Annotated in this window: 30 protein-coding genes; 13 read left to right on the top strand and 17 right to left on the bottom strand. The window is 68.2% G+C overall.

Annotation, left to right across the window (positions count from 1 at the left end; all coding sequences use genetic code 11):
* Window positions 1-111 precede the first annotated feature (111 nt).
* Window positions 112-1,530, top strand: coding sequence for a type I glutamate--ammonia ligase (gene glnA, locus KBY96_RS04155; protein WP_254977959.1), 1,419 nt, complete (start codon window positions 112-114; stop codon window positions 1,528-1,530).
* A gap of 2 nt (window positions 1,531-1,532) precedes the next feature.
* Here the strand turns inward: glnA and KBY96_RS04150 are convergent, their stop codons facing one another.
* A complete protein-coding gene (locus tag KBY96_RS04150; RefSeq protein WP_254977958.1) occupies window positions 1,533-1,823 on the bottom strand; it encodes a hypothetical protein in 291 nt (96 codons plus the stop codon).
* 161 nt (window positions 1,824-1,984) lie between these two features.
* On the opposite strand from KBY96_RS04150, the gene KBY96_RS04145 reads away from it, so the two are divergent.
* A complete protein-coding gene (locus KBY96_RS04145) occupies window positions 1,985-3,061 on the top strand; it encodes a class I SAM-dependent methyltransferase (protein WP_254977957.1) in 1,077 nt (358 codons plus the stop codon).
* Here the strand turns inward: KBY96_RS04145 and KBY96_RS04140 are convergent.
* Window positions 3,058-3,276 carry a hypothetical protein gene (locus tag KBY96_RS04140; RefSeq protein WP_254977956.1) on the bottom strand — a complete coding sequence of 73 codons (219 nt, stop codon included), beginning with the start codon at window positions 3,274-3,276 and terminating at the stop codon, window positions 3,058-3,060. The genes KBY96_RS04145 and KBY96_RS04140 overlap by 4 nt on opposite strands.
* A 183-nt stretch (window positions 3,277-3,459) precedes the next feature.
* On the opposite strand from KBY96_RS04140, the gene KBY96_RS04135 reads away from it, so the two are divergent.
* Entirely contained in the window at window positions 3,460-3,771 is a 312-nt protein-coding gene (locus KBY96_RS04135; protein WP_254977955.1) for a DUF6439 family protein, read from the top strand.
* Here KBY96_RS04135 and KBY96_RS04130 read toward each other — a convergent pair.
* Complete coding sequence (locus KBY96_RS04130; RefSeq protein ID WP_254977954.1) at window positions 3,737-4,177, bottom strand: ATP-binding protein; 441 nt, start codon at window positions 4,175-4,177, stop codon at window positions 3,737-3,739. The genes KBY96_RS04135 and KBY96_RS04130 overlap by 35 nt on opposite strands.
* 142 nt (window positions 4,178-4,319) lie before the next feature.
* Window positions 4,320-5,042: a GUN4 domain-containing protein gene (locus KBY96_RS04125; protein WP_254977953.1), complete on the bottom strand. Its 723-nt coding sequence runs from the start codon at window positions 5,040-5,042 to the stop codon at window positions 4,320-4,322.
* Between the two features lie 112 nt (window positions 5,043-5,154).
* Here KBY96_RS04125 and psb28 point away from each other — a divergent pair, with 112 nt between their 5' ends.
* Together psb28 and KBY96_RS04115 are read left to right on the top strand one after the other, a co-directional pair.
* Window positions 5,155-5,514: a photosystem II reaction center protein Psb28 gene (gene psb28, locus KBY96_RS04120; protein ID WP_254977952.1), complete on the top strand. Its 360-nt coding sequence runs from the start codon at window positions 5,155-5,157 to the stop codon at window positions 5,512-5,514.
* A 25-nt stretch (window positions 5,515-5,539) separates the two neighbouring features.
* Entirely contained in the window at window positions 5,540-6,604 is a 1,065-nt protein-coding gene (locus KBY96_RS04115) for an AI-2E family transporter (protein ID WP_254977951.1), read from the top strand.
* A 12-nt stretch (window positions 6,605-6,616) separates the two neighbouring features.
* On the opposite strand, the gene KBY96_RS04110 is transcribed toward KBY96_RS04115, so the two are convergent.
* The 8 genes from KBY96_RS04110 to KBY96_RS04075 are packed head-to-tail and all read right to left on the bottom strand — an operon-like array spanning window position 6,617 to window position 12,826.
* Window positions 6,617-6,805, bottom strand: coding sequence for a hypothetical protein (locus KBY96_RS04110; protein ID WP_254977950.1), 189 nt, complete (start codon window positions 6,803-6,805; stop codon window positions 6,617-6,619).
* A complete protein-coding gene (gene secF, locus KBY96_RS04105) occupies window positions 6,802-7,761 on the bottom strand; it encodes a protein translocase subunit SecF (protein WP_254977949.1) in 960 nt (319 codons plus the stop codon). The genes KBY96_RS04110 and secF overlap by 4 nt, the downstream gene beginning before the upstream one ends.
* A 3-nt stretch (window positions 7,762-7,764) precedes the next feature.
* The gene (secD, locus tag KBY96_RS04100) at window positions 7,765-9,258 is read right to left on the bottom strand and encodes a protein translocase subunit SecD (protein WP_254977948.1); all 1,494 of its coding nucleotides are present in this window, start codon (window positions 9,256-9,258) and stop codon (window positions 7,765-7,767) included.
* Window position 9,259: 1 nt separating this feature from the next.
* A complete protein-coding gene (locus tag KBY96_RS04095) occupies window positions 9,260-10,243 on the bottom strand; it encodes a pyruvate dehydrogenase complex E1 component subunit beta (RefSeq protein WP_254977947.1) in 984 nt (327 codons plus the stop codon).
* 34 nt (window positions 10,244-10,277) lie between these two features.
* A complete protein-coding gene (locus tag KBY96_RS04090; protein WP_254977946.1) occupies window positions 10,278-10,613 on the bottom strand; it encodes a DUF3082 domain-containing protein in 336 nt (111 codons plus the stop codon).
* Between the two features lie 44 nt (window positions 10,614-10,657).
* On the bottom strand, window positions 10,658-11,593 hold the full coding sequence (gene ispE / locus KBY96_RS04085; protein WP_254977945.1) for a 4-(cytidine 5'-diphospho)-2-C-methyl-D-erythritol kinase: 936 nt from the start codon (window positions 11,591-11,593) through the stop codon (window positions 10,658-10,660).
* Entirely contained in the window at window positions 11,586-12,419 is an 834-nt protein-coding gene (gene rsmA / locus KBY96_RS04080) for a 16S rRNA (adenine(1518)-N(6)/adenine(1519)-N(6))-dimethyltransferase RsmA (RefSeq protein ID WP_254977944.1), read from the bottom strand. The genes ispE and rsmA overlap by 8 nt, the downstream gene beginning before the upstream one ends.
* Window positions 12,420-12,433: 14 nt before the next feature.
* Entirely contained in the window at window positions 12,434-12,826 is a 393-nt protein-coding gene (locus tag KBY96_RS04075; protein WP_254977943.1) for a YraN family protein, read from the bottom strand.
* Between the two features lie 106 nt (window positions 12,827-12,932).
* Here KBY96_RS04075 and KBY96_RS04070 point away from each other — a divergent pair, with 106 nt between their 5' ends.
* The 6 genes from KBY96_RS04070 to KBY96_RS04045 all read left to right on the top strand — a co-directional run bounded on the left by KBY96_RS04070 (window position 12,933) and on the right by KBY96_RS04045 (window position 17,425).
* On the top strand, window positions 12,933-13,433 hold the full coding sequence (locus tag KBY96_RS04070; protein WP_254977942.1) for a pentapeptide repeat-containing protein: 501 nt from the start codon (window positions 12,933-12,935) through the stop codon (window positions 13,431-13,433).
* Between the two features lie 16 nt (window positions 13,434-13,449).
* The gene (locus tag KBY96_RS04065) at window positions 13,450-13,893 is read left to right on the top strand and encodes a hypothetical protein (RefSeq protein ID WP_254977941.1); all 444 of its coding nucleotides are present in this window, start codon (window positions 13,450-13,452) and stop codon (window positions 13,891-13,893) included.
* 76 nt (window positions 13,894-13,969) lie between these two features.
* On the top strand, window positions 13,970-14,971 hold the full coding sequence (gene gap, locus KBY96_RS04060) for a type I glyceraldehyde-3-phosphate dehydrogenase (RefSeq protein WP_254977940.1): 1,002 nt from the start codon (window positions 13,970-13,972) through the stop codon (window positions 14,969-14,971).
* A gap of 86 nt (window positions 14,972-15,057) precedes the next feature.
* Window positions 15,058-15,363 (top strand): DUF805 domain-containing protein, encoded by a 306-nt coding sequence (locus tag KBY96_RS04055; RefSeq protein ID WP_254977939.1) that lies wholly within the window; start codon window positions 15,058-15,060, stop codon window positions 15,361-15,363.
* 55 nt (window positions 15,364-15,418) lie between these two features.
* On the top strand, window positions 15,419-15,850 hold the full coding sequence (locus KBY96_RS04050) for a hypothetical protein (RefSeq protein WP_254977938.1): 432 nt from the start codon (window positions 15,419-15,421) through the stop codon (window positions 15,848-15,850).
* Between the two features lie 36 nt (window positions 15,851-15,886).
* A complete protein-coding gene (locus KBY96_RS04045) occupies window positions 15,887-17,425 on the top strand; it encodes an SGNH/GDSL hydrolase family protein (RefSeq protein ID WP_254977937.1) in 1,539 nt (512 codons plus the stop codon).
* Between the two features lie 6 nt (window positions 17,426-17,431).
* On the opposite strand, the gene KBY96_RS04040 is transcribed toward KBY96_RS04045, so the two are convergent.
* Genes KBY96_RS04040 through KBY96_RS04030 form a run of 3 tightly spaced genes read right to left on the bottom strand, consistent with a single transcriptional unit; the run spans window position 17,432 to window position 20,738 of the window.
* Window positions 17,432-18,190, bottom strand: coding sequence for a succinate dehydrogenase/fumarate reductase iron-sulfur subunit (locus KBY96_RS04040; protein WP_254977936.1), 759 nt, complete (start codon window positions 18,188-18,190; stop codon window positions 17,432-17,434).
* On the bottom strand, window positions 18,187-20,106 hold the full coding sequence (locus KBY96_RS04035) for a fumarate reductase/succinate dehydrogenase flavoprotein subunit (RefSeq protein WP_254977935.1): 1,920 nt from the start codon (window positions 20,104-20,106) through the stop codon (window positions 18,187-18,189). The genes KBY96_RS04040 and KBY96_RS04035 overlap by 4 nt, the downstream gene beginning before the upstream one ends.
* Window positions 20,103-20,738 (bottom strand): succinate dehydrogenase, encoded by a 636-nt coding sequence (locus KBY96_RS04030; RefSeq protein ID WP_254977934.1) that lies wholly within the window; start codon window positions 20,736-20,738, stop codon window positions 20,103-20,105. Before KBY96_RS04030 ends, KBY96_RS04035 begins: the two co-directional genes overlap by 4 nt.
* A 163-nt stretch (window positions 20,739-20,901) precedes the next feature.
* Here KBY96_RS04030 and KBY96_RS04025 point away from each other — a divergent pair, with 163 nt between their 5' ends.
* Window positions 20,902-21,324, top strand: a complete 423-nt coding sequence (locus KBY96_RS04025; protein ID WP_254978149.1) for a LexA family transcriptional regulator — start codon at window positions 20,902-20,904, stop codon at window positions 21,322-21,324.
* A 3-nt stretch (window positions 21,325-21,327) separates the two neighbouring features.
* Window positions 21,328-22,629 carry a Y-family DNA polymerase gene (locus KBY96_RS04020; RefSeq protein ID WP_254977933.1) on the top strand — a complete coding sequence of 434 codons (1,302 nt, stop codon included), beginning with the start codon at window positions 21,328-21,330 and terminating at the stop codon, window positions 22,627-22,629.
* Here KBY96_RS04020 and KBY96_RS04015 read toward each other — a convergent pair.
* Complete coding sequence (locus KBY96_RS04015) at window positions 22,576-22,869, bottom strand: hypothetical protein (RefSeq protein WP_254977932.1); 294 nt, start codon at window positions 22,867-22,869, stop codon at window positions 22,576-22,578. The two genes, KBY96_RS04020 and KBY96_RS04015, sit on opposite strands and share 54 nt — an antisense overlap.
* A gap of 29 nt (window positions 22,870-22,898) precedes the next feature.
* Window positions 22,899-25,073, bottom strand: coding sequence for a DNA primase (dnaG, locus tag KBY96_RS04010; RefSeq protein ID WP_254977931.1), 2,175 nt, complete (start codon window positions 25,071-25,073; stop codon window positions 22,899-22,901).
* Between the last annotated feature and the right edge of the window lie 22 nt (window positions 25,074-25,095).

The following is a 25,095-nucleotide window of genomic DNA, read 5'->3' as shown; positions in this document are numbered from 1 at the left end:
GCCGTCGCCGGGCCGGCAATTGGTGATCTGCGCTACAAAAAGGGCCGATGGCGGTCCGTACGGTCCGCGCTTCCCGCCGCCGCCGCGGTCCACACCCCCTAGCTCTTTGATATGGCCACTACAGCCCAGGACGTCCTCCGCCGGATCCAGGAGGAGGGCATCGAGCTGATCGACCTGAAGTTTGTTGACCTTCACGGCAAGTGGCAGCACCTCACCGTGAGCAAGGACCTCGTTGACGAGGAGGCTTTCAGCTCCGGCGTGGCCTTTGACGGCTCCTCGATCCGCGGCTGGAAGGCCATCAACGAATCCGATATGGCGATGGTGCCCGATCCGGAGACGGCCTGGATCGATCCGTTCTACAGCCACAAAACCCTGAGCCTGATCTGCTCGATTCAGGAGCCCCGCAGCGGCCAGCCCTACGCCCGTTGCCCCCGAGCTCTGGCCCGCAAGGCCCTCGAGTATCTGGATGGCACTGGAGTCGCCGACACGGCCTTCTTCGGTCCCGAGCCGGAGTTCTTCGTGTTTGACGATGTTCGATACAGCTCCGGTAGTGGCACCAGCTTCTACAGCGTCGATTCGATCGAGGCCCCCTGGAACAGCTCCAGACTTGAAGAAGGAGGCAATCTTGCCTACAAGATCCAGCTCAAAGAGGGTTATTTCCCGGTAGGTCCGAACGACACCCTCCAGGACATGCGTACCGAGATGATCCTCACCATGGCCGCCCTGGGGGTGCCGATCGAGAAGCATCACCACGAGGTGGCCACCGCCCAGCATGAACTGGGCATGAAATTCTCCGAGCTCATCACGGCTGCCGACAACGTGATGATCTATAAATACGTGGTGCGCAATGTTGCCCGTAAATACGGCAAAACGGCCACGTTCATGCCCAAGCCGGTCTTTGCCGACAACGGCAGTGGCATGCACGTTCACCAGAGCCTCTGGAAGGGCGGCCAACCCCTGTTCTTCGGGGAGGGCACCTATGCCAACCTCTCCCAGACCGCCCGCTGGTACATCGGTGGGCTGCTCAAGCATGCCCCCAGCTTTCTGGCCTTCACCAACCCCACCACCAACAGCTTCAAGCGGCTGGTGCCGGGATTCGAGGCGCCGGTGAATCTGGTGTACTCCCAGGGAAACCGCTCGGCTGCCGTGCGCATCCCCCTCACCGGGCCCAGCCCCAAGGCCAAACGCCTGGAGTTCCGCTCAGGCGATGCCCTCTCCAACCCCTACCTCGGCTTCGCTGCGATGCTGATGGCTGGACTCGATGGCATCAAGAACCAGATCGACCCCGGCGATGGCACCGACGTCGATCTGTTCGAACTCTCGGCCGATGAGCTGGCCCGCATCTCCACGGTGCCGGCGTCACTCAATGGCGCCCTCGAGGCCCTCGATGCTGATAAGCACTATCTGATGGAAGGCGGGGTGTTCAGCGACGACTTCATCAACAACTGGATCTCCATGAAGTACGAGGAAGTGCAGCAGTTGCGCCAGCGCCCCCATCCCCACGAATTCACCATGTACTACGACGCCTGAGTTCAACCGGGTGACGTGTGGTGGCGCAGCGCGGCGATGGCACTGTCGTGCAGATGCTGTTTGTGGGCCTGCCGCAGGGACCAGGCCTGCAGCTGGTGCACGGCGCTGGCTTCCGGCCCGGGATCGTGGTGACGGGTGATCTGGGCCATTTCGGCAGCGTGGCGGCGCCGATCACGCTGGTGCGCCCGAGCCCAGGCCAGGTATTCGCGGGCTGGGCCGTCCTGACGGGCGGCATTGGCCGGCAGGGGCAGCGCCACCAGCGGCAGGGCGATTGTGGTGGTGTGGCTGGTCATGGCAATGCTCCTCCGGCTCTTCCGCACCCCCATTGTCCTTGCCTGCGGTAGCAACGGCTACATAAGTGGCGATTGATTCACAGGTCTTCAATGCCTGGGGGCCATCGGCTCGCGGCAGGCAGGCCTGATCGGCTGGAATGAATCGGCATCAACACCGTGTCATGCCCGATCAGCTCACCAAGCTGGCCTACCAGACCCTCCAGCAGGGCAAGGCGCTGTTCGGCATCACCCATAAGGAGGTGAGCACACGGTTGATGGGGGCGCTGGCGCCCGATGGAGCCCCGCGCACCGTGCCGGTGCCGGCCGAGATGCTCAATCGCCTGCGCGCGGCGATGGATCAGCTCCATGCCCGCGACTGGCAGGAGGCCGAGGAGGGTCTCTACCCAGCATCCCTGCTGTTTGACGCCCCCTGGCTCGACTGGGCCGGGCGCTACCCGTTGGTGTGGCTGGACCTACCGCTCACCTGGCAGCGCCGGCAGCAACGACGGGTGCGCGACCTGCCCGGGGGCGTGGATCACTCGGCCTACCCCGACTACTACCTGCAGAATTTCCACCACCAGACGGACGGCTACCTCAGCGAACATTCGGCCGCCCTCTACGACCTGCAGGTGGAACTGCTGTTCAACGGCACGGCCGAGCCCATGCGTCGCCGGGTGATCGCCCCACTGCGCCGGGGGCTTGAGGGCTTCGCCCACCGTGGCCCCAGCCAGATCCGGGTGCTGGATGTGGCCACCGGCACGGGCCGCACCCTGCGCCAACTGCGCGGTGCCCTGCCGGAAGCGCAGCTGCTGGGACTGGATCTCTCCACCGCCTACCTGCGCCAGGCCAACCGCTGGCTGGGCCAGTTGCCAGGTGAATTGCCCCAGCTGGTGCAGGGCAACGGCGAGGCCATGCCCTTCGCTGATCGCAGCGTGCAGGCCATCAGCTGCGTGTTTCTGATGCACGAGCTGCCGGCGGCGGCCCGCCAGAACGTGATCCAGGAGTGTTTCCGCCTGCTCGAGCCCGGCGGGGTGCTGGTGTTGGCCGACTCGATTCAGCTGGCCGATTCACCGCAGTTCTCGACTGTGATGGAGAACTTCCGGCGGGTGTTTCATGAGCCTTACTACCGCGACTACATCGGCGATGACATCGAGGCGCGGCTGCAGACCGCAGGATTCACCACCGTGCAGGCCGAAAACCACTTCATGACGCGGGTGTGGTCGGCGCGCCGGCCCAGCGAGCAGCCGCAGGCGGTTTAGGGGCGCAGCAACCAGGCCAGCCCCAGCCCCAGCGTCGCCCAGCGCAGGCCCTGCCAGAACCCCTTCCCATCCCTGCCGCTGGCCACCAGCTCAGGCGGCAGGGGATCCAGAAGCCGCTGGGTGAGGGCCAGCCGCTGCTGCTGGCGCCGCTGCCCCACTCCACTGCTGTGGCGCGCCAGGGACGCCTGGGTGAACAGGCCATCGAGCAGGTGCAACAGCTGGATCGGCCGTTGCCGGGTCCCCCGGCCCCTGCGGGGACGCCTGGAGTGGGATGGGAGTGGCACAGCTGCTGGGTCACAGGGGCAAGGGGCCTGATCCGCCCGCGCGGAGGGCGCTCACGCCAGGATGGGTCCAGCCGGCACGGGCGTCCAGTGGAACAGCAGCAATCGGGTTTGGGGGTGGCGTCGGCGCCGGTGCAGCGCCGGGCCAGAGGCGCCCGACTCTGGCCGGAGCAGGCCCTGCCCCTGGCCGAAGCCCTGCATCAGGAGCTGGCGATTGCCGAACGCGACTGGCATGCGCTCAAATCCCAGCGGCCGCGCCGAGGGGCTGAACAACTCTCCGCTGCCCTGGTGCAACTGCTGAGCGCCGACGACCCCCAGCACAGCGCCAGCTCCCCCGCCCGCGACCAGGCCATCGCCCTGGTGGAGCACGCCCTGCTCTGGTTGCGGGCGGAGATCAGCGACCCCGGCTGCCCCAGCCACGGCCGTTGATCACTGCGGCAAGGCGCCGGGGTTTGCGCACGGCCAGCTGCAGCCGGTTGCCCCGCGGGCTCCAGCGCACGTCGTCGAAGCAGTGCTGGATCAGAAACAGCCCCCGCCCGCCCACCGCCTCAGGACAGGGCAGCAAAGCGGCCTGGCGCGAGTGGGGCGGAACGCCGGAACCCTCGTCCTGCACCTGCCACACCATCCAGCAGGGCGTTTCGATGCGGCGGATGCGCAGCAGCTTGCCGGGATCACCACCATTGCCGTGGCGCACGGCATTCACCAGGGCCTCCTGCAGGCCCAGTTGCAGTTCCGCCTGGAGCTGCCGGCAGGGCACCGGCTCCAGCAGCAGCTCCAGCAAAGGCGCCAGCTGCAGGGTGGAGGGGGTGATGAAATCTGACCAGCGCAGGGTCATCCCGGCTCTGCAGGGGCCGATCCGAACCTAAGGCGCCGATGGCGGCCAGCCCAGCCCCCTTGATAGACGCTGCAATCAAGCCCCAGACCAGCTGGGGTCGATGGGGATCTGCCACGCTTGCCCAGCTCAACACGCGCCCAGCTCAACGCTGGCGGCGCTGCAGCAGAGCCGGATGCTGGAGCAGAGCATCCATCAGCCGCACCCCGCGGAGCTGGTTCACCAGGGGCATGTGACCTTCGGGGGCCTCGATCGTCCATTGAAATCCGCCGGGGTAGCGGGTCCACTGGGAACCATCCTTCCAGCCCAGGCGGGGCCAGAGCCGCTCCCAGCGGCCAGCGGCGGCCGCCAGCAGCCGGGCCTGAACCGTGAAGCCGAAGCGACCTCGGGAATAGCAGATCCAGAGGCGATCCAGGGAGTCGAGGTCAACGGAGGCCATGGCCGGCACTTCGCTGTAGTACACATACCCGCGCTGCACGGCTGCCGGCCCCGCCAGTTGCCGCAGCACCGCGCTGGTGATCCGATCGGCCTGCTCGAACTCCTGCTGGGCCAGGGCTCGCTGCAGGGGGGCGTAGTCGATCCCCAGGGCGCTGGTGGTGGCCAGCCAGCCGCTGGGATAGCGGCTGAAGAAGGCCTCCCGCTGGCCGGGCTCGCCGTCAACCAGCATCTGGATGAGGGCGCCCGCTGCCCAGTCGTCGCCGGTGGCGTCGAGAGCGGCGATGTGATCGAGGATCAGGGGCCGCAGAGCAGCAGCCTGGAGCTGGAGCTGGGGAAGCAGGCTGAGCCGCTGTCGCTCGGATGCTGACTGGAAACGCTCCAGCAGCCCTGCGGGGGTTGCGGGGGCGGTCACCTGGGGGCCGGAGAGCATGGAGACCGAACCTGATCGGGCCAGCGTGGACCCACTATGTCAGCCGTGAGCATGGCAGGTGGCCAGGGGATTTCCAGACCTTGCACCTAAGATCCCGTTTTGATCCTCGGGTATGGCCGCAGCGATTCAGTTCTTCCGGGGTGTGGACGAACCGGTCGTACCTGACATCCGGATGACCCGCTCCCGTGATGGCGTCACCGGCCAGGCCATGTTCGTGTTCGAGGAGCCCAGCGCACTGGCACCGGAAACCCTCGGCGACATCACCGGCATGTTCATGGTGGACGAGGAAGGAGAACTGGTGACCCGGGAGGTCAAGGCCCGGTTTGTCAACGGCCGCGCCAGCGCCCTGGAGGCCACCTACACCTGGAAGACCACGGACGACTTCGAGCGCTTCATGCGCTTCGCCCAGCGTTACGCCGACAGCCACGAGCTCGGCTTCTCCGGCAGTGGGGATCAGCAGACGGGTGAATAGGCCTCTGGGCCGGCCGCCGGGGCCGATGACCTTTGGACAGTGGCTGGGACTGCTGGCTCTGCTGGCGGCCCTGGTGCTGCTCTGGAACCTGCGCCAGAGCCTGATCCTGGTGTTCACCGCCGTGGTGATCGCCATGGCGATCTGCACCCTGGTGGCCTGGATCCAGCAACGTGTGGGCTGCAACCGCAGCCTGGCCCTGCTGCTCAGCCTGGGCCTGTTGCTGGTGCTGGGCGTGGTGATCGGCACCGCCGTGATCCCCCCCTTCGTGGAACAGTTCGCCGAACTGATCAGCAAACTGCCGGCGGCCGCCACCACCCTGCTCAACCTGGTGCGCGACGCCATCAGCAGCGCCAGCCAGATGCTCTACGGCACCCACGATGGCGGCATGGAGCTGCTGCGTGAGGGGCTGTTCAGAGATGGACAGCTGCCGATCCCCAATCTGGGCCAGGGGGCGATGCAGATCGTTGGCCTGGCGGGTGGCCTGGGGGCAGGTCTGCTTCAGCTGTTGTTCGTGGTGGCCGTGGCGCTGATGGTGGCGGTGCAACCCACCGCCTACCGGGAGGTCCTGGTGCTGCTGGTGCCGTCCTTCTACAGGCGCCGCTTTCGCAGCGTGCTGGTGCACTGTGGCGAGGCCCTCAGCGCCTGGATGGTGGGGGTGTTGATCAGTTCGCTCTGCGTGGGGGTGCTGGCGGCGATCGGTCTGTCACTACTGGGGGTGAATCTGGTGGCAGCCAATGCCCTGCTGGCCGGCATGCTCAATGTGATCCCCAACGTGGGGCCCACCCTGAGCACGATCTTTCCCATGTCGGTGGCCCTGCTCGACTCCCCCTGGAAGTCACTGGCGGTGCTGCTGCTCTATGTGCTGATCCAGAACGTGGAGAGCTACCTGATCACCCCGTCGGTGATGCAGCACCAGCTGCAGCTGCTGCCGGGCCTCACCCTCTCAGCCCAGGTGATCTTCACGATCCTGTTCGGCCCCATCGGACTGCTGATGGCCCTTCCCCTGGCCGTGTGCCTGCAGGTGGTGCTGCGGGAGATCGTGATCCGCGACATCCTCGACGACTGGAGGCGGCTGCGTCCCGCCGACTGAAGCGAACGTGGATCAGCGGCGGTACTGCTGCCAGAGACTGGGTTGCAGCAGCAGCACCGCCACCGCCAGCGGGTGGCTGCGCACCAGAAACACCAGGGCCGTGACTGTGACGTGATCGGCCAGCAGGCGCAGCTCCAGGCGCAGGTCGAGCAGGGCCAGCACGGCAAGCAGGAGCGGCACCAGGGGCAGTCGCCTGGTCACCGCTTGGCGAGCACCGGCAGCAACGTGGGTGCCACGGCGATGCTTGACCAGGCCCCCACCACCACCCCGATGCTGAGCGCCACGGCAAACCAGAACAACGTGCTGCCCCCCAACAGGATCAGGCCCAGCAGAGGCAGCAGGGTGGTGAAGCTCGTGAACAGCGATCGGGTGAGGGTGGCCGCCACCGCAGCGTCGGCCTGCTCGGCCAGGGAGGATCCCTGCAGCTCCTTGCGCTTCTCGCGGATGCGGTCGAACACCACCACCGTGTCGTTCACCGAGTAGCCCGCCAGGGTGAGCAGGGCCACGGCGAACAGGCTGTTGACCTCCACGCCGGCCAGCAGGCCGAGCCAGGCGAACACGCCGCAGGTGATCAGCACGTCATGGGCCAGGCACACGAGGGCGAGCACGGCAAAGAGCCGGTCGTAGCGGAGGCTGATGTAGGCCGCGATGCCGATGAAGCTCACCAGCAGCGACACCACACTGGCCCGCAGCAACTGAGCACCGAGGCTGGGACCGATCGTGTCGATCCCCAGACCGCCAGGCTCGGTGCCACCGAGCGCGGGATCCAGGGCCTCGATCACAGCCTGTGATTGCTCAGCGGTCAGGGTGGGCAGACGCAGCACCACCTGACGGCCCTCATCGAGCAGCTGCACGGCACTGCTGCCCAGCCTCGGAGGCTGCTCCCCAGGCTCTGCGGGCAGCTCCAGCTCAGCCAGACGCCGCTGCAGGGCCGCGGTGGTGAGCGGCTTGCAGGCGCCCTGGCAGCTGCGCTCGATCTGAATCTGGGTGCCGCCGGTGAAATCGAGCCCGGCCCGCAGGGGAGCGCCGATCGAGGGCGACAACCACGACAGCATCAGGCCCAGCAGGCTGAGGGCGATGGCCACGGCCGACAGACTCAGAAGCTGACGGCGCCGCTGGTTGACGCGCAGGCGCAGAAGACTGGCGAGAGGAGACATGGCTCAGGACGCGGCGGTGGGCAGCTGGGCCCGGGGGATGAAGTTGGACGGACGTCGCAGACTGGGGTAACTCATCAGCAGGCGCAGCAGCACCCGGGTGCACACCAGGGCGCTGAACAGGCTGAGCAGCACGCCGATCCCCAGGGTGACGGCGAAGCCCTTGACGAATCCGGTGCCCAGGGCAAACAGGGCAAAACAGCTGATCAGGGTGGTGACCTGGCCATCGACGATGGAAGACACGGCCTGGGAGAAGCCCGCATCGATGGAGCGAATGAGGGTGTTGCCCTCGCGCAGTTCGTCCTTGAGGCGCTCGAAGATCAGCACATTGGCGTCCACCGCCATGCCCAGGGAAAGGATGAAGCCGGCGACCCCCGGCAACGTGAGGGTGACGGGGATCAGGGCGTAGACGGCCAGATTGAACAGGGCATAGAGACTCAGGGCCATCACCGCCACCACCCCAGCAAGGCGATAGATCACCACCATGAACACCGCCACGAGGGCAAGCCCCGCCAAGGCGGCGATCAGGCTGGTGCGCACGTTTTCGGCACCCAGGCTGGGCCCCACGCTGCGCACCTCGATCACCTCCACCGGCAGGGGCAGCGAACCCCCGCGCAGCTGCACCTCCAGTTCACGGGCCTCCTCGGCCGTGAAGTTGCCGGTGATGCTGGCGGCCCCACCGGTGATACCGGCGGCCTGAAATTCCGGGCCCACGCTGGCCTCACTGATGGAGCGGCCATCGAGAACGATGCCCAGCAGGCGTCCGCTGCCCGCCAGCGACTGGGTGAGGCGAGCGAAGCTGTCACCGCCCTCCCGGGTGAAGTTGAGGGTGACGTCCCAGCCGCTGCCGGTCTGCTGCTGCTGGCGGCCCGCACCCACCAGCTCCCGGCCGGTGAGTTCCGCAGGGTCATAGAGATCAACGATGCGGGTGTTGACCGCGTCGAGGAGCAACTCCAGCTGGCGGACTTCGCTGCTGCCCGGAGGCACCTCCACCCCAAGGCTCTGCAGCGCCTGAGCCAGGTCGTCGGGCGCCAGAGAGGCCCCGGGATCGGTGTCAGCAGGGGGTTGTTCGGTCCGGGCCCGGCGACTGGCGAGCACCGACTGGGCCTGGCGCTTGAGGGCGAGCAGGCCGCGCATCTCCTCCTCAGTGCCGGGTGTCTGAGAGCGGAACTCGAGCAGGGCCGTGGTGCCCAGCACCCGGGCGGCGCGGCTTGGATCCTGCTCACCGGGAAGCTGGAGCACCAGCTGGTCATCGCCCACCGTCTGCAGGGTCGACTCGGCCACGCCCAGGCCGTTGATGCGGCGATCGAGCACCTCCTTCACGGCTTCCAGCTGTTCGCGCTCCACGCGGGTGATGCTGCCGGCCGGCAGCACCTGCAGCGACAGCTGGCTGCCACCCCGCAGATCGAGACCCAGCTGCAGGGGGAACTGGATCAGCAGGGCGGCGGCGGCGATCGCCAGCGCCAGGATCAGGGCAAGCCAGCCTTGTTGGCGGGCCATCTCAGATCACACCCGCCTTCAGGGCCTTGGCGGCATCCACGATCTGGTGGGGCTGAATGATCGTGAGGTTCTCCAGGTTGCCGTTGTAGGGGGTGGGAATGTCCTGCGACGACAGCCGCACGGGCCGGGCGTCGAGATCGTCAAAGCACTGTTCGGTGACCAGGGCCATGAGCTCAGCACCGATGCCCCCGGTCTTCATGCACTCCTCCACGATCAGCACCTTGTGGGTCTTGGCGATCGAGGCCCGCACCGTGGCCATGTCAAAGGGCTTGAGACTGATCAGGTCGATCAGCTCCACGTCCACCCCCTCGGCCTCCAGCTGCTCCACCGCCTTGAGGCAGTGGTGACGCATGCGCGAGTAGGTGAGGATCGTCACGTCCTTTCCTTCGCGCACCACCTCGGCCTGGTCGAGGGCGCAGATGTAGTCGCCCTCGGGCAGGGTTTCGCTGAGGTTGTAGAGCAGCACATGCTCGAAGAACAGCACCGGGTTGTTATCCCGAATCGCGGCCTTCATCAGTCCCTTGGCGTTGGTGGGGGTGCTCACCGCCACGATCTTGATGCCGGGAACGGCGTGGAAGTAGGCCTCGAGGCGCTGACTGTGCTCGGCGCCCAGCTGACGGCCCACCCCACCGGGGCCACGCACCACCGCGGGAATCGTGTAGTTGCCACCGCTGGTGTAACGGAGCATGCCCATGTTGTTGGAGATCTGATTGAACGCGAGCAGCAGAAAGCCCATGTTCATCCCCTCCACAATCGGCCGCAGGCCGGTCATGGCCGCGCCGACGGCCATGCCGGTGAAGGAATTCTCGGCAATGGGCGTGTCGAGCACCCGCAGCTCGCCGTACTTGTCGTACAGGTCCTTGGTGACCTTGTAGGAGCCGCCGTAGTGGCCCACGTCTTCGCCCATCACACAGACATAGGGGTCGCGGGCCATCTCCTCATCGATGGCCTCGCGCAGGGCATTGAACAGGAGTGTTTCGGCCACGCGGCAGCAGGCTGGATCAGGGCGCCAACCTATCTCAGGTCCCATCGGGCTTCACTGGCTCCGGCCGCCGCAGGCTGCGCAGGAAGGCCAGGGTGAGCCCCAGGGCGATGAAGCCGAAGCTGAAGGTGGCCAGGAAGGCCATGCCCACCAGCAGGGTCTTGAGGGCGGTGGCGATCGACTGGGCGGTGGCCGAGGCGTAGTGGGGGGGATGCAGGGCGTAGTACAGGGCCATCCGCCGGCTCAGTCCCAGGCACAGCCAGCTGAGCAGGCCGGCGGTGAGGGCCCCGGAGAGGAAGCTCAGGGGACCCTTGCGCCGGGGGGCCTCGGAATCAGGCCCATCGGGGTTGGCCGGCTCGCCAGCGCTGCTCATGGGTGCGGGGCTGGGGCTGAAACCAGCCGGGGGAGTGGGATCGCTCACGGCTCCAGCATGACGCCCTGGCCGCGGAATCCACAGGCCCAGCTGGAAAACCCTGCGGCCTCCAGCTCCGGCCCGAGATCGGCCTGGGCAGCCAGCGCCAGCTCCCGATCGGCGAACAGGGCAAACAGGCTGGGGCCCGATCCGCTCATCGCCACCGCCAGGCTTCCCGGAAGCCGGCGCAACAGCGCCAGCCCCTCCTGCACGCTGGGCAGCTCCGGCTCCACCACGGCCTGCAGATCGTTGCGCAGCGGTGGCAGCGCCGCCCCCTGGCGCAGGGCCTGCACCAGGGGGCCACGGCGCAGGGCTTCACGGCGGCGTTCGAAGGCCTCCTCGCCGCGGAGGTAGCTGCGGCCCCTCTGCTCGCGGCAGCGGCCATAGGCCCAGGGGGTGCTGACACTGGTGCCGGCGTGCTTGATCAGCAGCAGCGCCGGGGATGTTCCGCCTGCGGGGGCCAGGGCCTCGAGGCGCTCCCCGCGGCCGAAGCAGAGCTGGGTGCCTCCGGGCAGGCAGAAGGGCACATCCGAGCCCAGGCGTGCCGCCATGCCCTGCAGTTCAGCAGCGCTGAAGCCCAGACCCCAGAGGGCATTGAGACCCACCAGGGCAGCGGCGGCATCGCTGGAGCCCCCCGCCAGGCCAGCACCAACGGGGATGCGCTTGAACAGGGTGATGCGAGCGCCGAGTTCCGGCAGGGCAGCGCGCACCTTGAGCAGCTCGGCAGCCTTGACGATCAGGTTGCTGCCGTCGGTGGGCAGGCCAGGCTGATCGCAGCTCAGGCTGATGGCGCCATCGGCGCTGGGTAGCAGGCGCAGCTCATCGCGCAGGTCGATGGTCTGCATCACCATCGCCAGCTCGTGGAAGCCGTCACCGCGCAGCCCCAGCACCTCCAGGTGCAGGTTGATCTTGGCCGGAGCCTCCACCGTGAGTTCAAGCATCGCTGGCCTGCGGATCGGCGGGGCTGCGATTCAAGCCCGCCGCCAGGGCCACCCAGGCCGCCGGGCCAAGCTCCTGAGGCCGCTGCTGCAGGCCGATGCCTGCCGTCGCGGCCAGCTCGGTGAGCTGCTCCGGCGGCAACAGCCCGCCCAGGCTGTTGCGCAGCATCTTGCGCCGGGCGGCGAAGCAGCGGCGCAACAACAGCTCCAGCGGGCGGGCCAGCCGGGGATCCAGACGCTCGGCCTCCGGCAGCGGATCGATGCAGATCACCTCCGACTGCACCTTCGGCGGCGGCTGGAAGCAGCGGGGCGGCACCGCACACACCGAGTGGCAGCGGGCCAGCAGCTGCAGGCGCACGCTCAGGGCGGAGTAGGCGCTGCTGCCGGGGGCGGCGCGGATGCGCTCCGCCACCTCCTGCTGCAGCAAGAGCACCAGGCGCCGGTAGGGCGGTGTCACCGGCCTGTCCAGGCGGCCCACCAGCCGCTCCAGCAAGGGGCCGGTGATGTTGTAGGGGATATTGGCCACCACCTTGTCGGCAGCGGGCAGCTCCAGCACCAGGGCATCGCCGGCCAGCAGGGAGAAGCGGGGATCGGCGCCGAACCGCTGGCGCAGGCCAGCGAGCAGGTCGCGGTCCAGTTCCACCGCCTGCACGGCGGCGGCCGGTGTACGCAGCAAGCGCTCGCTGAGGGCCCCGCGGCCCGGGCCGATCTCCAGCACCCGCTCGTCGCTCTGCAGGTCGGCGGCCGCCACGATCCGGTCCAGCACCGGCTGATCCACCAGCCAGTGCTGGCCGAAGCGCTTGCGGGCCCGGTGGGCGGAAAAACTCATCGTGCGGGGTGGTCTCAGCCCTCCAGGGTGCCTGGTGAGCCCGTGCCATCCCAGGGCCCGGCGCGGATCCAGCGCACCGGGCCGCGCCGGGGCGGCAAGGGCACCAGGGCATACACCAGCTCCACCGCCTGCAGGGCGGCGTCGGGATGGGCCAGCAGCCAGCAGCGCCAGGCGCGCTCGAGCCGCTCACGCTTGCCACGACGCAGCGCCGCCGCCCCCCAGCCGTCCACACCGCTGCGCCGGCCTTTCACCTCCACCACCAGCAGGCGGTGGGGTTTCTCCAGCACCAGATCCAGCTCCCCCCAGCGGCAGCGCCAGTTGCGGTCGCGCAGGTGCCAGCCCCGCTCCAGCAGCAGCCGCAGGGCACGTTGCTCGGCCCAGCCGCCGGCCAGAGGGGGATGGGGCATGGGCGGCGCCAAGCGGGGTTGTCCCTAGGGTTGCCCCAGGTGTGTGGCCGCCATGGCACAACTGGCCGGTGAATCGCTCTGCGGCCAAGGGATCTTGGGTGCAGGGATGCTCTTGCGTCGAATCCTGGTCCTGTTGAGGGCCCTTGTCCTCTGCCTGGTGCTGGCGGCCGCAGCGCCGCCGGGCGCCGCTCCGGCCGGAGCGGCGGTGGATGTGGCCAAGCAGGTGCTGATCGGTGCCGACTACTCCGGCCAGGATCTGCGCGGCGCCACCTTCAACCTCACCAACCTGCGGGATGCCAACCTCTCGGGGTTCGATCTCCAGGGCGCCAGTCTGTTCGGGGCCAAGCTGCAGGACGCCGACCTCAGCGACACGAACCTGCGCGAGGCGACGCTGGATTCAGCGGTGTTCAACGGCACGGATCTCAGCAACGCCGTGCTGGAGGACGCCTTCGCCTTCAACACCCGTTTCGAGAATGTGATCATCGACGGGGCCGACTTCACCAATGTGCCCCTGCGCGGCGATGCCCGCAATCTGCTCTGCGCCGCGGCCCGCGGCACCAACCCCGTCACCGGCCGGGATACCCGCGCCAGCCTGGATTGCTCCTGATCTCTTCTGCGCCCCGATGAGTTTCGACGCCCGCAGCCTGGAGCGACTGCGCCAGCTTGGGCGCTCCCTGCCCCAGCGGCTGCCGGTTCCTGAGCCGCCCGCCCCACCTGCCGGGTCATCCGCACCGACCCAGGGCAGTGGCGCCCGCCTGCACCGGCTGGAAACGGAAACCGATCCCGAGGCCCTCTTCCATGAGCTGATGCGGGCCAGTGCCGACGGCAGCGCCCCTCCCCACCTGCTCGAGCGGCTGCGCGAGCTGGAAACCAGGCGCCGGCTGCCGGACCCCGCCCCACCCGCCGTCGCCGGCCCGGACCCGGATCCGCTGGCCAGCACGGCGCCCAGCAACAAGCAGGACAGGCGCCACCGCGAGCGCGGACGCCCGGACCCGAAGCTGGCCCGGGAGCACGGTGATCTCTACACAGCCTTCCAGCAGCTGCTGCTGGAAGACGACGAAATCTGAGCGCCAGGGCCTGATGGCCTGACGGGGAGCAACCCGATCCGTAGCCTCAGGGGCAGCATCATCTCAGAGCGGCACCATGGCCATCCGCATCGGCATCAACGGCTTCGGCCGCATCGGACGTCTCGCCTTCCGTCGCGCCTGCGCGGTGCCGGAGGTGGAGGTGGTGGCGATCAACGACCTGATCGACGCGGATTACCTCGCCTACATGCTGTGCTACGACTCCACCCACGGCTGCTTTGCCGGCGATGTGGCCGTGGAGAACGGCCAGCTGGTGGTGGACGGCCGGCCGATTCGGATCACCAGCGAGCGCGACCCGGCCAAGCTCGACTGGGCGGCGGTGGGCGCCGAGGTGGTGCTCGAGTGCACAGGTTTCTTCCTCACCGATGAGAGCGCCGGCGCGCATCTGAAGGCCGGCGCCAAGCGGGTGGTGATGAGCGCCCCCTCCAAGGACGCCACACCGATGTTCGTGATGGGGGTCAACCACACTGCCTATGCCGGGCAGGCGATCGTGTCCAACGCCAGCTGCACCACCAACTGCCTGGCACCCGTGGCCAAGGTGCTGCATGACAACTTCGGCATCGTCGACGGTCTGATGACCACGGTGCACGCCATGACCGCCACCCAGAAAACCGTGGATGGTCCCTCCGCCAAGGACTGGCGGGGCGGCCGCGGTGCCGGCCAGAACATCATCCCCAGCAGCACCGGTGCGGCCAAGGCGGTGGGCAAGGTGATCCCGGAGCTCAACGGCAAGCTCACCGGCATGGCCTTCCGCGTGCCCACCCCGAATGTGTCGGTGGTGGACCTCACCGTGAATCTCGCCAAGCCCACCAGCTACGAAGGCATCAAGGCGGCGATGAAGGCGGCCAGCGAGGGGGCGATGGCCGGCATCCTCGGCTACACGGAGGATGCGGTGGTATCCACCGATTTCGTGGGCGAAAGCTGCACCTCGGTGTTTGACGCCGGCGCCGGCATCGCCCTCACCGACACGTTCGTGAAGGTGGTGGCCTGGTACGACAACGAGTGGGGCTACAGCTGCAAGTGCATTGATCTGATTCGCCACATGGCCACGGTGGGATGAACCGGTGAGCTCAGGCAACGGTTGGCGACAATGGCTGGCCTTTCACAGGCACAGCCACTAAAAAGCGCTGGCACGTGTCTGTCACCATGCGCCTCATCGAAGCCTTCACCTCAGCCTGGAGCCGATCCTTTGATTACGAAGGTCGCTCCAATCGGGGCGACTACTGGTGGTTTGTGCTGGCCAATCTGATCGTCCTGATGATCCTGCTGCGGATCTCGGACGTTCTCTACACCACCTACAGCGTGGCCACGATCGTGCCCGGGATCCCACTGGCGGTGAGGCGCCTGCGTGATATCGGCAAGCCCTGGCCCTGGATCTTCCTCGGCCTGATCCCGATCATCGGCACCATCTGGCTGATCGTGCTGTTCTGCCAGCCGTCGCTGAGCGCCTGAGGGCCGCCGGCCGTCACGGCGGTGGCACTGGTTCAGAGCCAGTGTTGTTCCGCCCGTGTCGTGCCACGGCCCTGCCCTGATTTCCCTGCTCGACCGCGGCCTGAGGCGCCAGCGCCATTGGTGGCTGCCCGGCGGCGGCGGACCCGAGCGGATCGCCGCGCTGCTGGCGGCACCCCTGAGGGCCAGCGGAGCGCCGCCGCTGCGCTTTGAGGACATCAGTGCGGTGTTCGCCCCCCTGCCCTCGCTGCCGGCGGCAGGGGCTGGCGCCGCCGCTGGCCAGGCGGCCTACCGCTATCTGATCCAGCTGCACGGCAGGGGTGGCTGCATCAGCTGCTGGCGCCACTACGGCCACGGCATCGGCTGGCAGCGGCGGTGCGGCCCGATGCCCCTGGCCTGCTTCCTGCAGTGGCACAGCCTCCGGCCATGGCCGGCTTTGGTGTCCAGCACATCGCAGCCCAGCAGTCGGGTCAAGATTCGAGATCATTGATAAGATAAGACCGTTGGCGTGGAGTGCAGCACAGCAATGAGTTTCAGGGTACGCTTCTCTCGATCGGTTGTTCGTGAAGGGCGATCCCTCCGAACCCAAGTCAGGGCTCCTCGAGATCTGCAGGGGCAACTCCTCTATTGGCGTCTCCGGGGAAACGGTGTCAAAAGAACTGATTTCAGTGATGGTCGTCTGAACGGAGTCGTTCAGATTGGTCCCCGAGGCCTGGCTACTATTACGCATCTCATTCGTGCAGACGGTCGTCAGGAAGGAAACCAGAAAGTCGGGATTGAATTTTTTTCTGATCAGAGTCGCAGGCGCAATGATCGCGTTGCACAAGGAAGCTTTGTCATCCGTGACTCCAATCAATCATCTGAACCCTCTCCCCGCAAGCCAGGCTACACTCTTGTGTTTTCCAGGTCAGAGATTGGAGAGGGTAGTATTATACGCGCTCGCATCAATGCACCACGTCGTCTCAGCGGCAACGAGCTGTTCTGGAAACTCGATGGTGATGGGATCACCGGCGATGACATCAGCAATGCTGGCCTGAAAGGCAATGTGGAAATCAATCGCCGAGGTCGAGGCGTAATTCGTCTTGAGACCCGCGTTGACAACCGTCTCGAAGGCACTGAGAATTCGCGCTTGCAACTGTTCTCTGACCGCAAGCGAACTGACATTCTGGCACGCTCATCTTTCAGGATTCTGGATACCTCTAAGCCCAGCCCTGCACCTCAACCAACTCCACCCACGCCGCCACCGCCATCATCAACGGTGGAGCGCCTGAATATCATGGCAATGGGGGATTCCATTACCGTTGGATTCGGCTCTGAGGAACAAGCCGGATATCGTCAACCGCTCAAAGATAGACTCACAGGCAAGCCCTATTCTGTTAGCTTTGTCGGGAAGTTTGGGTCGGATCTCAAGCATTGGGGACGCACAGGTGCATTGATATCCGAAGACCGCGACCCAATTACCGGGGAAACCTACGTTGCATTGAGACAGAATTCAGGGTCAAGGCTGCCCTTCAAGAACACTCTCGCACCCGACATCACCGAAGCCATTTCGCCCGCCTATTTCTCCCGCAATTCCACCACCAAGAATGTACTCCTCTTGACCATCGGAACCAATGACTTCAGCAATCAGGTCGTAAGCTCAAAGTATGGTGCAGTGACCTCTGGCGATCTGGGCAACGACGCTTTGGGAGAACAGCAGGATAAGCTCGGAGATACTATCTATCAGCGTCTCCGTAGCTTGCTGACTCGAATCAATAATGCCGCAAAGAATAATGGGCTTTCCCTAGATCTTTTGCTGGGAACGATACCCACACAGCTAGAATCCTCGCTTACCCCAGATCGCCCCGCCAGCTCAATAACTCGCTCCGAGATTAGTCAGTACAACACCCTCATCAAGCAAACTCTGAATTCCAGCACTGCGTACTCCAATCTTGAGATCGCGGTCGTCGATCAGTTCAGTGCCATCGGAGTCAATCTACGGGACGGCATCCATCCCACCGCCCAGGGCTACAACGCCATGGCCAGTGCCTGGCTGCAGGGCATCGAAGCCAACGTGCTGGCGTGAGGGGCCTCAGCGCCCCTCACGCCGCATCCAGCTGATCCAGTCGGCGGAGATCTGCTGGGGACACACCGCCTCGCACTCCAGGTTGCTGCTGCAGCTGCCGAAGCCCTCGGCCGCCATCTGCTCCTGCATGGCGCGGGCACGGCGGTGGCGCTCCGGTTGGCCCTGGGGCAGCTGAGCGAGGTGGGCCAGCTTGGCGGCCACGAACAGGCTGGCGGAGGCGTTGCGACAGCTGGCCACACAGGCGCCACAGCCGATGCAGGTGGCTGTCTGGAAGGCACTGACGGCTTGCTCCTGGCCCACCAGCAGGGCGTTGGCATCCGGCGCCTGGCCGGCGTTCACCGAGCAGTAGCCCCCCGCCGCGATCAGGCGATCGAGGCTGGAGCGCTCCACAGCCAGGTCCTGAATCAGCGGGAAGGCGCGCGCGCGCCAGGGCTCGAGGGTGAGGGTGGCGCCATCGGCGAACTGGCGTAGGTACAGCTGGCAGACGCTGGTGGCGGCCAGCGGACCGTGGGCCTGCCCGTTCACCAGAAAGCCGCAGCTGCCACAGATGCCCTCCCGGCAGTCGTGCTCAAAGGTCACCGGCCGCTCGCCGGTGACGATCAGGCGCTCGTTGAGCTGATCGAGGGCCTCCAGCAGCGACAGATCGGGCGAGAGCTGCTCCAGCCGGTAGCGGCGGAACCCGCCGGCCGCCTCGGGCGAGTCCTGGCGCCAGACGCGCAGGGTGAGGGAGAGGCTGCGGACGCCGGTGGCGGGGCTGAAGCTCATCGGTAGCTGCGGGCGCTGGGCTGCAGGGCACTGAAGGAGAGCGGTTCGGCGTGGCGGATCGGCTCGGCTCCCTCACCCCGGTGCTCCCAGGCGGCGATATGGGCGAAGCGGCCGTCGTCGCGCTGGGCTTCCCCCTCCGGAGTCTGGTGCTCCTCGCGGAAATGGGCACCGCAGGATTCCTCCCGGGCCAGGGCATCCCGCAGCATCAGCTGGGCCAGGCCGAAGAAATCCGCCACCCGCAGGGCCTTCTCCAGCTCCGGGTTGGGCCCGTCAGCGGCCCCGCTCACCCGCACGGCATGGTGGAAGCGCTGCTCCAGGGCAGCCACCTCGGCCAGGCCGGTCCGCAGCCCCTCGGCCGAACGGCTGATGCCGCAGTGCTCGATCATCAGCGCCCCCAGCTCCCGGTGGAAGGCATCCACCGGCTGGGAGCCGTCCACCGCCAGCAGCGCCGCGATGCGGCCCCGGGCCTGATCGAGGGCCTGGCGGCAGGCCGGGTGGTCGGCAGCGATGGCGGGGGTGGCATGGCCCGCCAGCCAGGCCGTGACCGCGGCCGGAGCAATGAACGTGCCATCAGCCAGCCCCTGCATCAGGGCACTGGCCCCGAGCCGGTTGGCGCCGTGCTCGGAGAAGTTGGCCTCGCCCAGCACGAACAGCCCCGGAAGCGAGCTCATCAGGTGATAGTCGACCCACACCCCCCCCATCGTGTAGTGGGGCGCCGGGTAGATGCGCAGAGGCGTGGCGTAAGGATCGTCCCCCGTGATCCGCTCGTACATCTCCAGCAGGTTGCCGTAGCGCTGCTCGATCACCCCCCGGCCCTGTTCAGCGATGGCATCTCCCAGATCGAGATACACCGAACGGCCGCCCGGGCCCACGCCATGGCCGGCGTTGCAGAGCTCCCGGGCACGGCGAGAGGCCAGATCGCGGGGCGCCATGTTGCCGTAGCGGGGATAGAGGCGCTCGAGGAAGTAGTCGCGCTCGGCCTCGGGAATCTGAGCCGGCGCCCGGTCGTCGCCCGTGATCGCCGGCAGCCAGATGCGGCCGTCGTTGCGCAGGCTCTCGCTCATCAGCGTGAGCTTGCTCTGGCCTGGATCGCCGCTGGGGATGCAGGTGGGGTGGATCTGGGTGAAGCAGGGGTTGGCGAACAGGGCCCCCTGGCGATGGGCCCGCCAGATGGCTGTGGCGTTGGACTTGAGCGCGTTCGTGGACAGAAAGAACACGTTGCTGTAGCCGCCGGTGGCCAGCAGCACCGCCTGGGCGGTGTGCACCTCCAGTTCGCCCGTGAGCAGATGGCGGGCCACCACACCGCGGGCCACTCCGTCCACCGTGATCAGCTCGAGTACGTCGCGGCGCGGCAGCAGGGTGATGCGGCCGGCAGCCACCTGGCGCAGCAGGGCGGCGGTGGCGCCGTAGAGCAGCTGCTGGCCGGTCTGGCCGCGGGCGTAGAAGGTGCGGCTCACCAGTGCTCCGCCGAAGCTGCGGGTGGCCAGGGTGCCGCCGTACTCGCGGGCGAAGGGCACTCCCTGGGCCACGGCCTGGTCGATGATCGCGCTGCTGAGCTCCGCAAGCCGCATGCAGCCGGCCTCGCGGGCGCGGAAGTCGCCGCCGCGCAGGGTGTCGGCGAACAGACGATTGACGCTGTCGCCATCCACGGCCATCGGGCGGGCGGCATTGATGCCCCCCTGGGCCGCCACCGAGTGGGCCCGCCGCGGGCTGTCGTGATACGTGAGCACCGTGACCCGGTAGCCCTGCTCGGCCAGGGTGGCGGCGGCTGAGGCACCGGCCAGGCCCGTGCCCACCACCAGCACCCGCAGCTGGCGCTTGCGCAGCGGGCTGATCAGCGGCAGCTGCTCGCCGGTGCGGCGCCAGCCATCGGCGATCGGGCCAGCCGGCAGACGCGGATCGGGCAGGCCGCTCATGACAGCTCGCCGGCGGCCGGCAGCACTGGCAGCGCCAGGGCCAGCGCCACCGCCAGAAAGCCTCCACCCAGCAGTACCGCCAGCAGACGGGCGCCGGCGCGGATGCGGCGGCCGTTGCCTGGATTCAGCAGCCCCAGGCTGCGGTGAGCGGCCTCGCCGCCGTGGAAGAGATGCAGCGCCAGGGCCAGGGCGGCGGCCAGATAGAGCAGCAGGCTGGCCGGCTGCGCCAGCACCGCCTGCAGGGCCGCCAGCTCGCCACCGGCGGCGGGGCGGGGCCAGCGCAGTTGCAGCAGGTGCACCACCAGAAAGCCCAGCAGCGTCAGGCCCGCCAGCGCCTGACTGCGGGCTGCCAGCGCCGCCACGGGATCGCCGCGGCGACTCACCAGCACCGCCCGGTTGCCGGCGCGGCGGTTGGCGATCAGCTTGCTCAGGCTGAAGCCGGCGTGGCTCAGGCCCACTGCCACCAGCGCCAGCTCCGCCGCCGGCAGCCAGGGGGCCGCGTGCAGAGCCGCCGCATAGGCCTCGAAGCTTGCGGGGGCCAGCGGCGCCAGCAGCACCCCAGCCAGGTGCAGCACCAGGAACAGCACCAGCACCAGACCCGTTGCGGCCGTAGCGGCCGTATCTGCCCCCATCCGCTCCAGCAGCCCTGCCAGAACGCATCGTATGCGCTGCCTGCGAGTAGTACATTTGCACTGCTCACAGGAAACGCTCGCCGTCGTGGCCGCATTCATTCCGGACCGATCCCCTGAGCAGTTCGCCGGCCCGTCCCGCCGCTCCGCCAGCCCGGAACTCCAACTGCTGGGTGGCCTGGCGGCAGCGGAGCGGCGGCTCCGGCGGTTCCTGCCCCTGGCCGGCGCCACGGTGGCGGCGGGCTTCCCCAGCCCCGCCGACGACTACGTGGAGGGCCGCATCGACCTCAATGAGGCTCTGATCCGCCACCCCAGCAGCACCTTCTTTCTGCGCGTGAGCGGCGACTCGATGCGCGACGCCGGCATCCTCGACGGCGATCTGCTGGTGGTGGACCGGGCGATCGAGCCACGGGCGGGCCTGGTGGTGGTGGCCGTGATCGAGGGGGCCTTCACCCTCAAGCACCTGCGCCGTGACCACGGCCGCTGGCGCCTGGAGGCCGCCCATCCCAACTACCCGACGCTGGAGCTGCGCGACGGCGACGACAGCCGCATCTGGGGTGTGGCCATCCACGCCATCCACAGCCTCTGAACCATGACTCGCCAGGCCACCGTGCTGGTGGACGGCAACAACTTCTACGCCTCCTGCGAGGCCGTGATGGATCCGGCTCTGATCGGCCGGCCGCTGGTGGTGCTCTCCAACAACGATGGCTGCATCGTCTCGCGCAGTGCCGAGGCCCGGGCCCTGGGCATCCGCATGGGCCAGCCCTGGTTTCAGGTGAAGCGGGAGCTGGAGCAGCGGGGCGTGCTCGTGCGCAGCTCCAACTACGCCCTCTACGCCGACATGAGTCAGCGGTTGATGAGCGTGCTGGAGGAGTGGGTGGAGGAGCTCGAGATCTACTCGATCGATGAGGCCTTCGGGCTGCTGCATCGTCCCGCCGGAGGCGACCTGACGGGCTGGGGCCGGCGCCTGCGCCGCGATGTGCAGCGCCGGCTGGGCCTGCCGGTGGCGGTGGGCATCGCCGCCACCAAGGTGCAGGCCAAGGCCGCCAACCGCCTGGCCAAGGCCACCGACAAGGAGACGGGCCAACGCATGGGTGAGGGCGTGTTCGATCTGGGGGCGGTGGCCGATCCCGACCCCTGGCTGGAGGCGGTGGCGATCGAGGACGTGTGGGGCATCGGCCGCCGGCTGGCCCGCTGGTGCCGGCTGCGCGGCATCGTCAACGCCCGGGCCCTGCGCGACCTGCCCGCCGGCGAGCTGCGCCGCCGCTGCGGGGTGGTGGGCGTGCGGCTGCAGCAGGAACTGCGCGGGATCGCCTGTCTGCCGCTGGAGCGGCTGCCGGCGGCCAAGCGCGAAACCTGTGTGAGCCGCAGCTTCGCCCAGCCGATCGACAACCTGCCCCAGCTGCGCGAGGCGATCGCCACCTACACCTGCCGGGCCGCCGAGAAGCTGCGGCGCCAGCGCCAGCGGGCCGGCGCCCTCACCGTGTTCGTGCGCAGCAGCCCGTTCAACGGCACCAGCTTCTACGCCAACGCCGCCACCGTCACCCTGCCCCTGGCCAGCCACGACAGCGCGGCGCTGCTGGCGGCGGCCCTGCCCCTGGCCGAGCGCCTGTTCAACCCCCACAAACCCCTGCAGAAGGCCGGCGTGGTGCTGCAGCAGCTGCAGCCGGAAACCCGACTGCAGCACCACCTGCTGGTGCCCCAGAGCGCGGAGCAGCAGCGCCGCCGCCGGGCCCTGACGGCGGTGGTGGATGGCCTCAACCGCCGCTACGGCAGCGGCACGGTGCAGTGGGCCGCCTGCGGCCTGCACAGGCCCTGGGCGATGCGGCGCGGCCAGCTGTCACGGGCCGCCACCACCCGCCTGGCCGACCTGCCCGTGGTGCGCTCCGGCTGAGGCCAGGGCCGCTTCGATCATCGCCGCAGACACCGGAATCGTCTCCAGCTCGTCGGCGTTGTCGAGAAAGGCATCAAAGGAGGCGTAGCGGCGGATGCAGGGATCGGCGCCGGCCTGCTGGCAGGCCTCGGGCCAGCTCGGCGGCAGGGGGCGAAGCAGCCCGTAGCACTGCAGGGCCTCCTCGAGATCGCCACCGTCACCGATGGCCTCGCCGTGCCAGAGCACCTCGAAGAAGGCCATCCGCTGCGCCGCACGCCAGTGGAGAAACCTTAGGCGGGGGTGCCGGAGCCGCCGGAAACCAGAGACTGTGGCGCCATCGGCTTGGCGGTCTCGGGCCGAGCCGCCACCACCTCCGCCAGGCCGGCACGGCGGTGGCTGTCGAGCTGGGCGAGGTAGCGCCGCTCGCTGTAATACAGCTCCTGAAAGCGCAGGGCATCGCCGTTGAGGTCGGCGAACAGGGCCTGGATGCGCTGCTCCATATCGCCAACAGGCACCAAATCGCCCACAGGCACCAACCCGGGCGGGGGGACGCTGGGCTCACTCTCCTGGCGTTCCTCCTCCAGCAGACGGGCGATGCACTGCTCCAGGGTCTGCAGGCGCTGGCTGCTCCAGGCGTCGAGCAGGTGGCGGCAGCGGCGCAGGCTGCGTTGGCGCTCCAGGGTGGCGGTGGCGCCACGCAGTTGCAGCAGGGGCTGCTCCAGGGCCAGACGCTGCAGCTCACTGGGCTCCAGCAGCGGCGTCAGCCGGCTCAGCAGCACGCTCTCCTCCACCACCAGCTGGTGGCCCAGCAGGCGGGGCAGGTCGAGATCGGCCAGCTCGTGGCCGGGATCGCTGCCGCGGTTGATCGCCTCCAGGCGACCGCCGCCCAGGTTGTCCTCCTCCAGGGCACAAATGGCGGCCCAGAGCTGACGGTGGTGCACCAGGGCGAAGTCATCCAGCTCGCGCTGCCGCAGTTCGGCGCGGATGGCGCCCCGCTCGGCGGGGCAGTGCAGGTAGAGGCGCAGCACCTCCGCCTCGGCCCGCTCCCGCAGGCCCGCCTCTCCCGGTTGCTCCCAGCGCTGGGAGCGGCCGTGCCAGCGCTGGCCCTTCACCTGCTGGCGCAGGTCGTCCTCCAGCTGCAGCGCCAGCCGCGCCTGGCCGCCGCTGAGCCGCTCGGCCACCTGCTGCAGGTAGTGGCTGCGCACGGCGCTCTGGGGCAGCTTGCCCAGCAGTGCCACCAGACCCGTCACCACCTGCTGGAACTGGTCGGCCCGGCCCAGGTCGCAGCCGGCGAGCACCTGCTCGATCTGCCAGTCGAGCCAGAGCGGGGCCTGATCCAGCAGGGCCCGATAGTCACCGGCGCCGTGCTCGATCAGGAACTCATCGGGATCCTTGCCGGCGGGCAGGTGCAGCACCCGCAGCTCCAGCTGGCCCTGCAGGGCCAGCTGCTCCACCTCGCCGATGGCCCGCTGGGCGGCCCGCACCCCCGCTCCATCGCTGTCGAAGTTGAGGACCAGCCGGCGGCTGTCACTGCAGCGGCACAGCTGGGTGATCTGCTGGCTGCTCAGGGCCGTGCCCAGGGCCGCCACCGCGTTGGTGATGCCGGCGGCATGCAGGGCGATCACGTCGAAATAGCCCTCCACCACCACGGCCCGGTCATCGCGGCGGATGGCGTCGGCGGCCCGGTCGAGACCGAACAGGTGCTTGCCCTTCTCGAACACCTCGGTTTCCGGGGAGTTGAGATACTTCGGCTCACCGCCCTCGAGGCTGCGGCCACCGAAACCGATCACCCGCCCCTGGCGGTCCTTGATCGGCACCATCACCCGGCCGCGGAAGCGGTCGTAGAAGCCGCGAGTGTCCGGTGAACCGCTGCCCTTGCGGGGCACCACCAGCCCTGCCGCCTCCAGCAGGTCGGGCGCCAGCCCATGGGCCTGTCCCAGGTGCTGCAGCAGGCCGTCCCACCGGTCGGGGGCAAAGCCGAGCTCGAAGGCCTCCAGGGTGCTCTCGCTCAGGCGCCGCTGCTCGCGCAGGTAGGCCAGGGCCGCAGCACCCTCAGGGGCCCGCAGCTGAGTGCGAAACCAGCCCGCGGCCAGGGCCAGCACCCGGTGCAGCTGCTCCCGGCGCGAGAGCTGCTGGCGCAGCCGCTCCTGCTGCGGGCCGTCGACGGTTTCCACCGGCAGCTGGTATTTGCGCGCCAGCTCCAGCACCACATCGCCGAAGCTCTGGCGCTGCAGTTCCATCAGGAACTTGATGGCGTTGCCGCCGGCGCCGCAGGAAAAGCAGTAATAGAACTGCTTGGCCGGCGACACGGTCATCGACGGCGATTTGTCGTCGTGAAACGGGCACAGCCCCACGAACTCCCGTCCCTTCTTCTTGAGCACCACGTGCTCGCCCACCACATCCACGATGTCGGCGCGCTCCTTGACGGCCTCGATCGTGCGCGGGTGGAGGCGGGGCAGGCTCACGGTGTGGGGGCTGACGCCCCGC

This window comes from Cyanobium sp. ATX 6A2 (assembly GCF_024346355.1).
Classification (GTDB): domain Bacteria; phylum Cyanobacteriota; class Cyanobacteriia; order PCC-6307; family Cyanobiaceae; genus NIES-981.
Note: the sequence above shows the minus strand (reverse complement) of the source record. Positions and strands in the feature narration are given on the sequence as shown.

Bases quoted from the DNA above. Each gene is read 5' to 3' on its own strand.
- psb28 (WP_254977952.1), top strand. From the start codon at position 5,155: ATGGCCGCAGCGATTCAGTTCTTCCGGGGTGTGGACGAACCGGTCGTA.
- gap (WP_254977940.1), top strand. From the start codon at position 13,970: ATGGCCATCCGCATCGGCATCAACGGCTTCGGCCGCATCGGACGTCTC.
- secF (WP_254977949.1), bottom strand. From the start codon at position 7,761: ATGTCTCCTCTCGCCAGTCTTCTGCGCCTGCGCGTCAACCAGCGGCGC.
- glnA (WP_254977959.1), top strand. From the start codon at position 112: ATGGCCACTACAGCCCAGGACGTCCTCCGCCGGATCCAGGAGGAGGGC.
- KBY96_RS04015 (WP_254977932.1), bottom strand. From the start codon at position 22,869: ATGGCCTTCTTCGAGGTGCTCTGGCACGGCGAGGCCATCGGTGACGGT.
- KBY96_RS04075 (WP_254977943.1), bottom strand. From the start codon at position 12,826: ATGCCCCATCCCCCTCTGGCCGGCGGCTGGGCCGAGCAACGTGCCCTG.
- KBY96_RS04145 (WP_254977957.1), top strand. From the start codon at position 1,985: ATGCCCGATCAGCTCACCAAGCTGGCCTACCAGACCCTCCAGCAGGGC.
- secD (WP_254977948.1), bottom strand. From the start codon at position 9,258: ATGGCCCGCCAACAAGGCTGGCTTGCCCTGATCCTGGCGCTGGCGATC.
- KBY96_RS04035 (WP_254977935.1), bottom strand. From the start codon at position 20,106: ATGAGCGGCCTGCCCGATCCGCGTCTGCCGGCTGGCCCGATCGCCGAT.
- KBY96_RS04070 (WP_254977942.1), top strand. From the start codon at position 12,933: ATGCTCTTGCGTCGAATCCTGGTCCTGTTGAGGGCCCTTGTCCTCTGC.
- KBY96_RS04020 (WP_254977933.1), top strand. From the start codon at position 21,328: ATGACTCGCCAGGCCACCGTGCTGGTGGACGGCAACAACTTCTACGCC.
- KBY96_RS04115 (WP_254977951.1), top strand. From the start codon at position 5,540: ATGACCTTTGGACAGTGGCTGGGACTGCTGGCTCTGCTGGCGGCCCTG.
- KBY96_RS04045 (WP_254977937.1), top strand. From the start codon at position 15,887: ATGAGTTTCAGGGTACGCTTCTCTCGATCGGTTGTTCGTGAAGGGCGA.
- KBY96_RS04125 (WP_254977953.1), bottom strand. From the start codon at position 5,042: ATGCTCTCCGGCCCCCAGGTGACCGCCCCCGCAACCCCCGCAGGGCTG.
- KBY96_RS04055 (WP_254977939.1), top strand. From the start codon at position 15,058: ATGCGCCTCATCGAAGCCTTCACCTCAGCCTGGAGCCGATCCTTTGAT.
- KBY96_RS04030 (WP_254977934.1), bottom strand. From the start codon at position 20,738: ATGGGGGCAGATACGGCCGCTACGGCCGCAACGGGTCTGGTGCTGGTG.
- KBY96_RS04130 (WP_254977954.1), bottom strand. From the start codon at position 4,177: ATGACCCTGCGCTGGTCAGATTTCATCACCCCCTCCACCCTGCAGCTG.
- KBY96_RS04150 (WP_254977958.1), bottom strand. From the start codon at position 1,823: ATGACCAGCCACACCACCACAATCGCCCTGCCGCTGGTGGCGCTGCCC.
- ispE (WP_254977945.1), bottom strand. From the start codon at position 11,593: ATGCTTGAACTCACGGTGGAGGCTCCGGCCAAGATCAACCTGCACCTG.
- KBY96_RS04040 (WP_254977936.1), bottom strand. From the start codon at position 18,190: ATGAGCTTCAGCCCCGCCACCGGCGTCCGCAGCCTCTCCCTCACCCTG.
- KBY96_RS04065 (WP_254977941.1), top strand. From the start codon at position 13,450: ATGAGTTTCGACGCCCGCAGCCTGGAGCGACTGCGCCAGCTTGGGCGC.
- rsmA (WP_254977944.1), bottom strand. From the start codon at position 12,419: ATGAGTTTTTCCGCCCACCGGGCCCGCAAGCGCTTCGGCCAGCACTGG.
- KBY96_RS04090 (WP_254977946.1), bottom strand. From the start codon at position 10,613: ATGAGCAGCGCTGGCGAGCCGGCCAACCCCGATGGGCCTGATTCCGAG.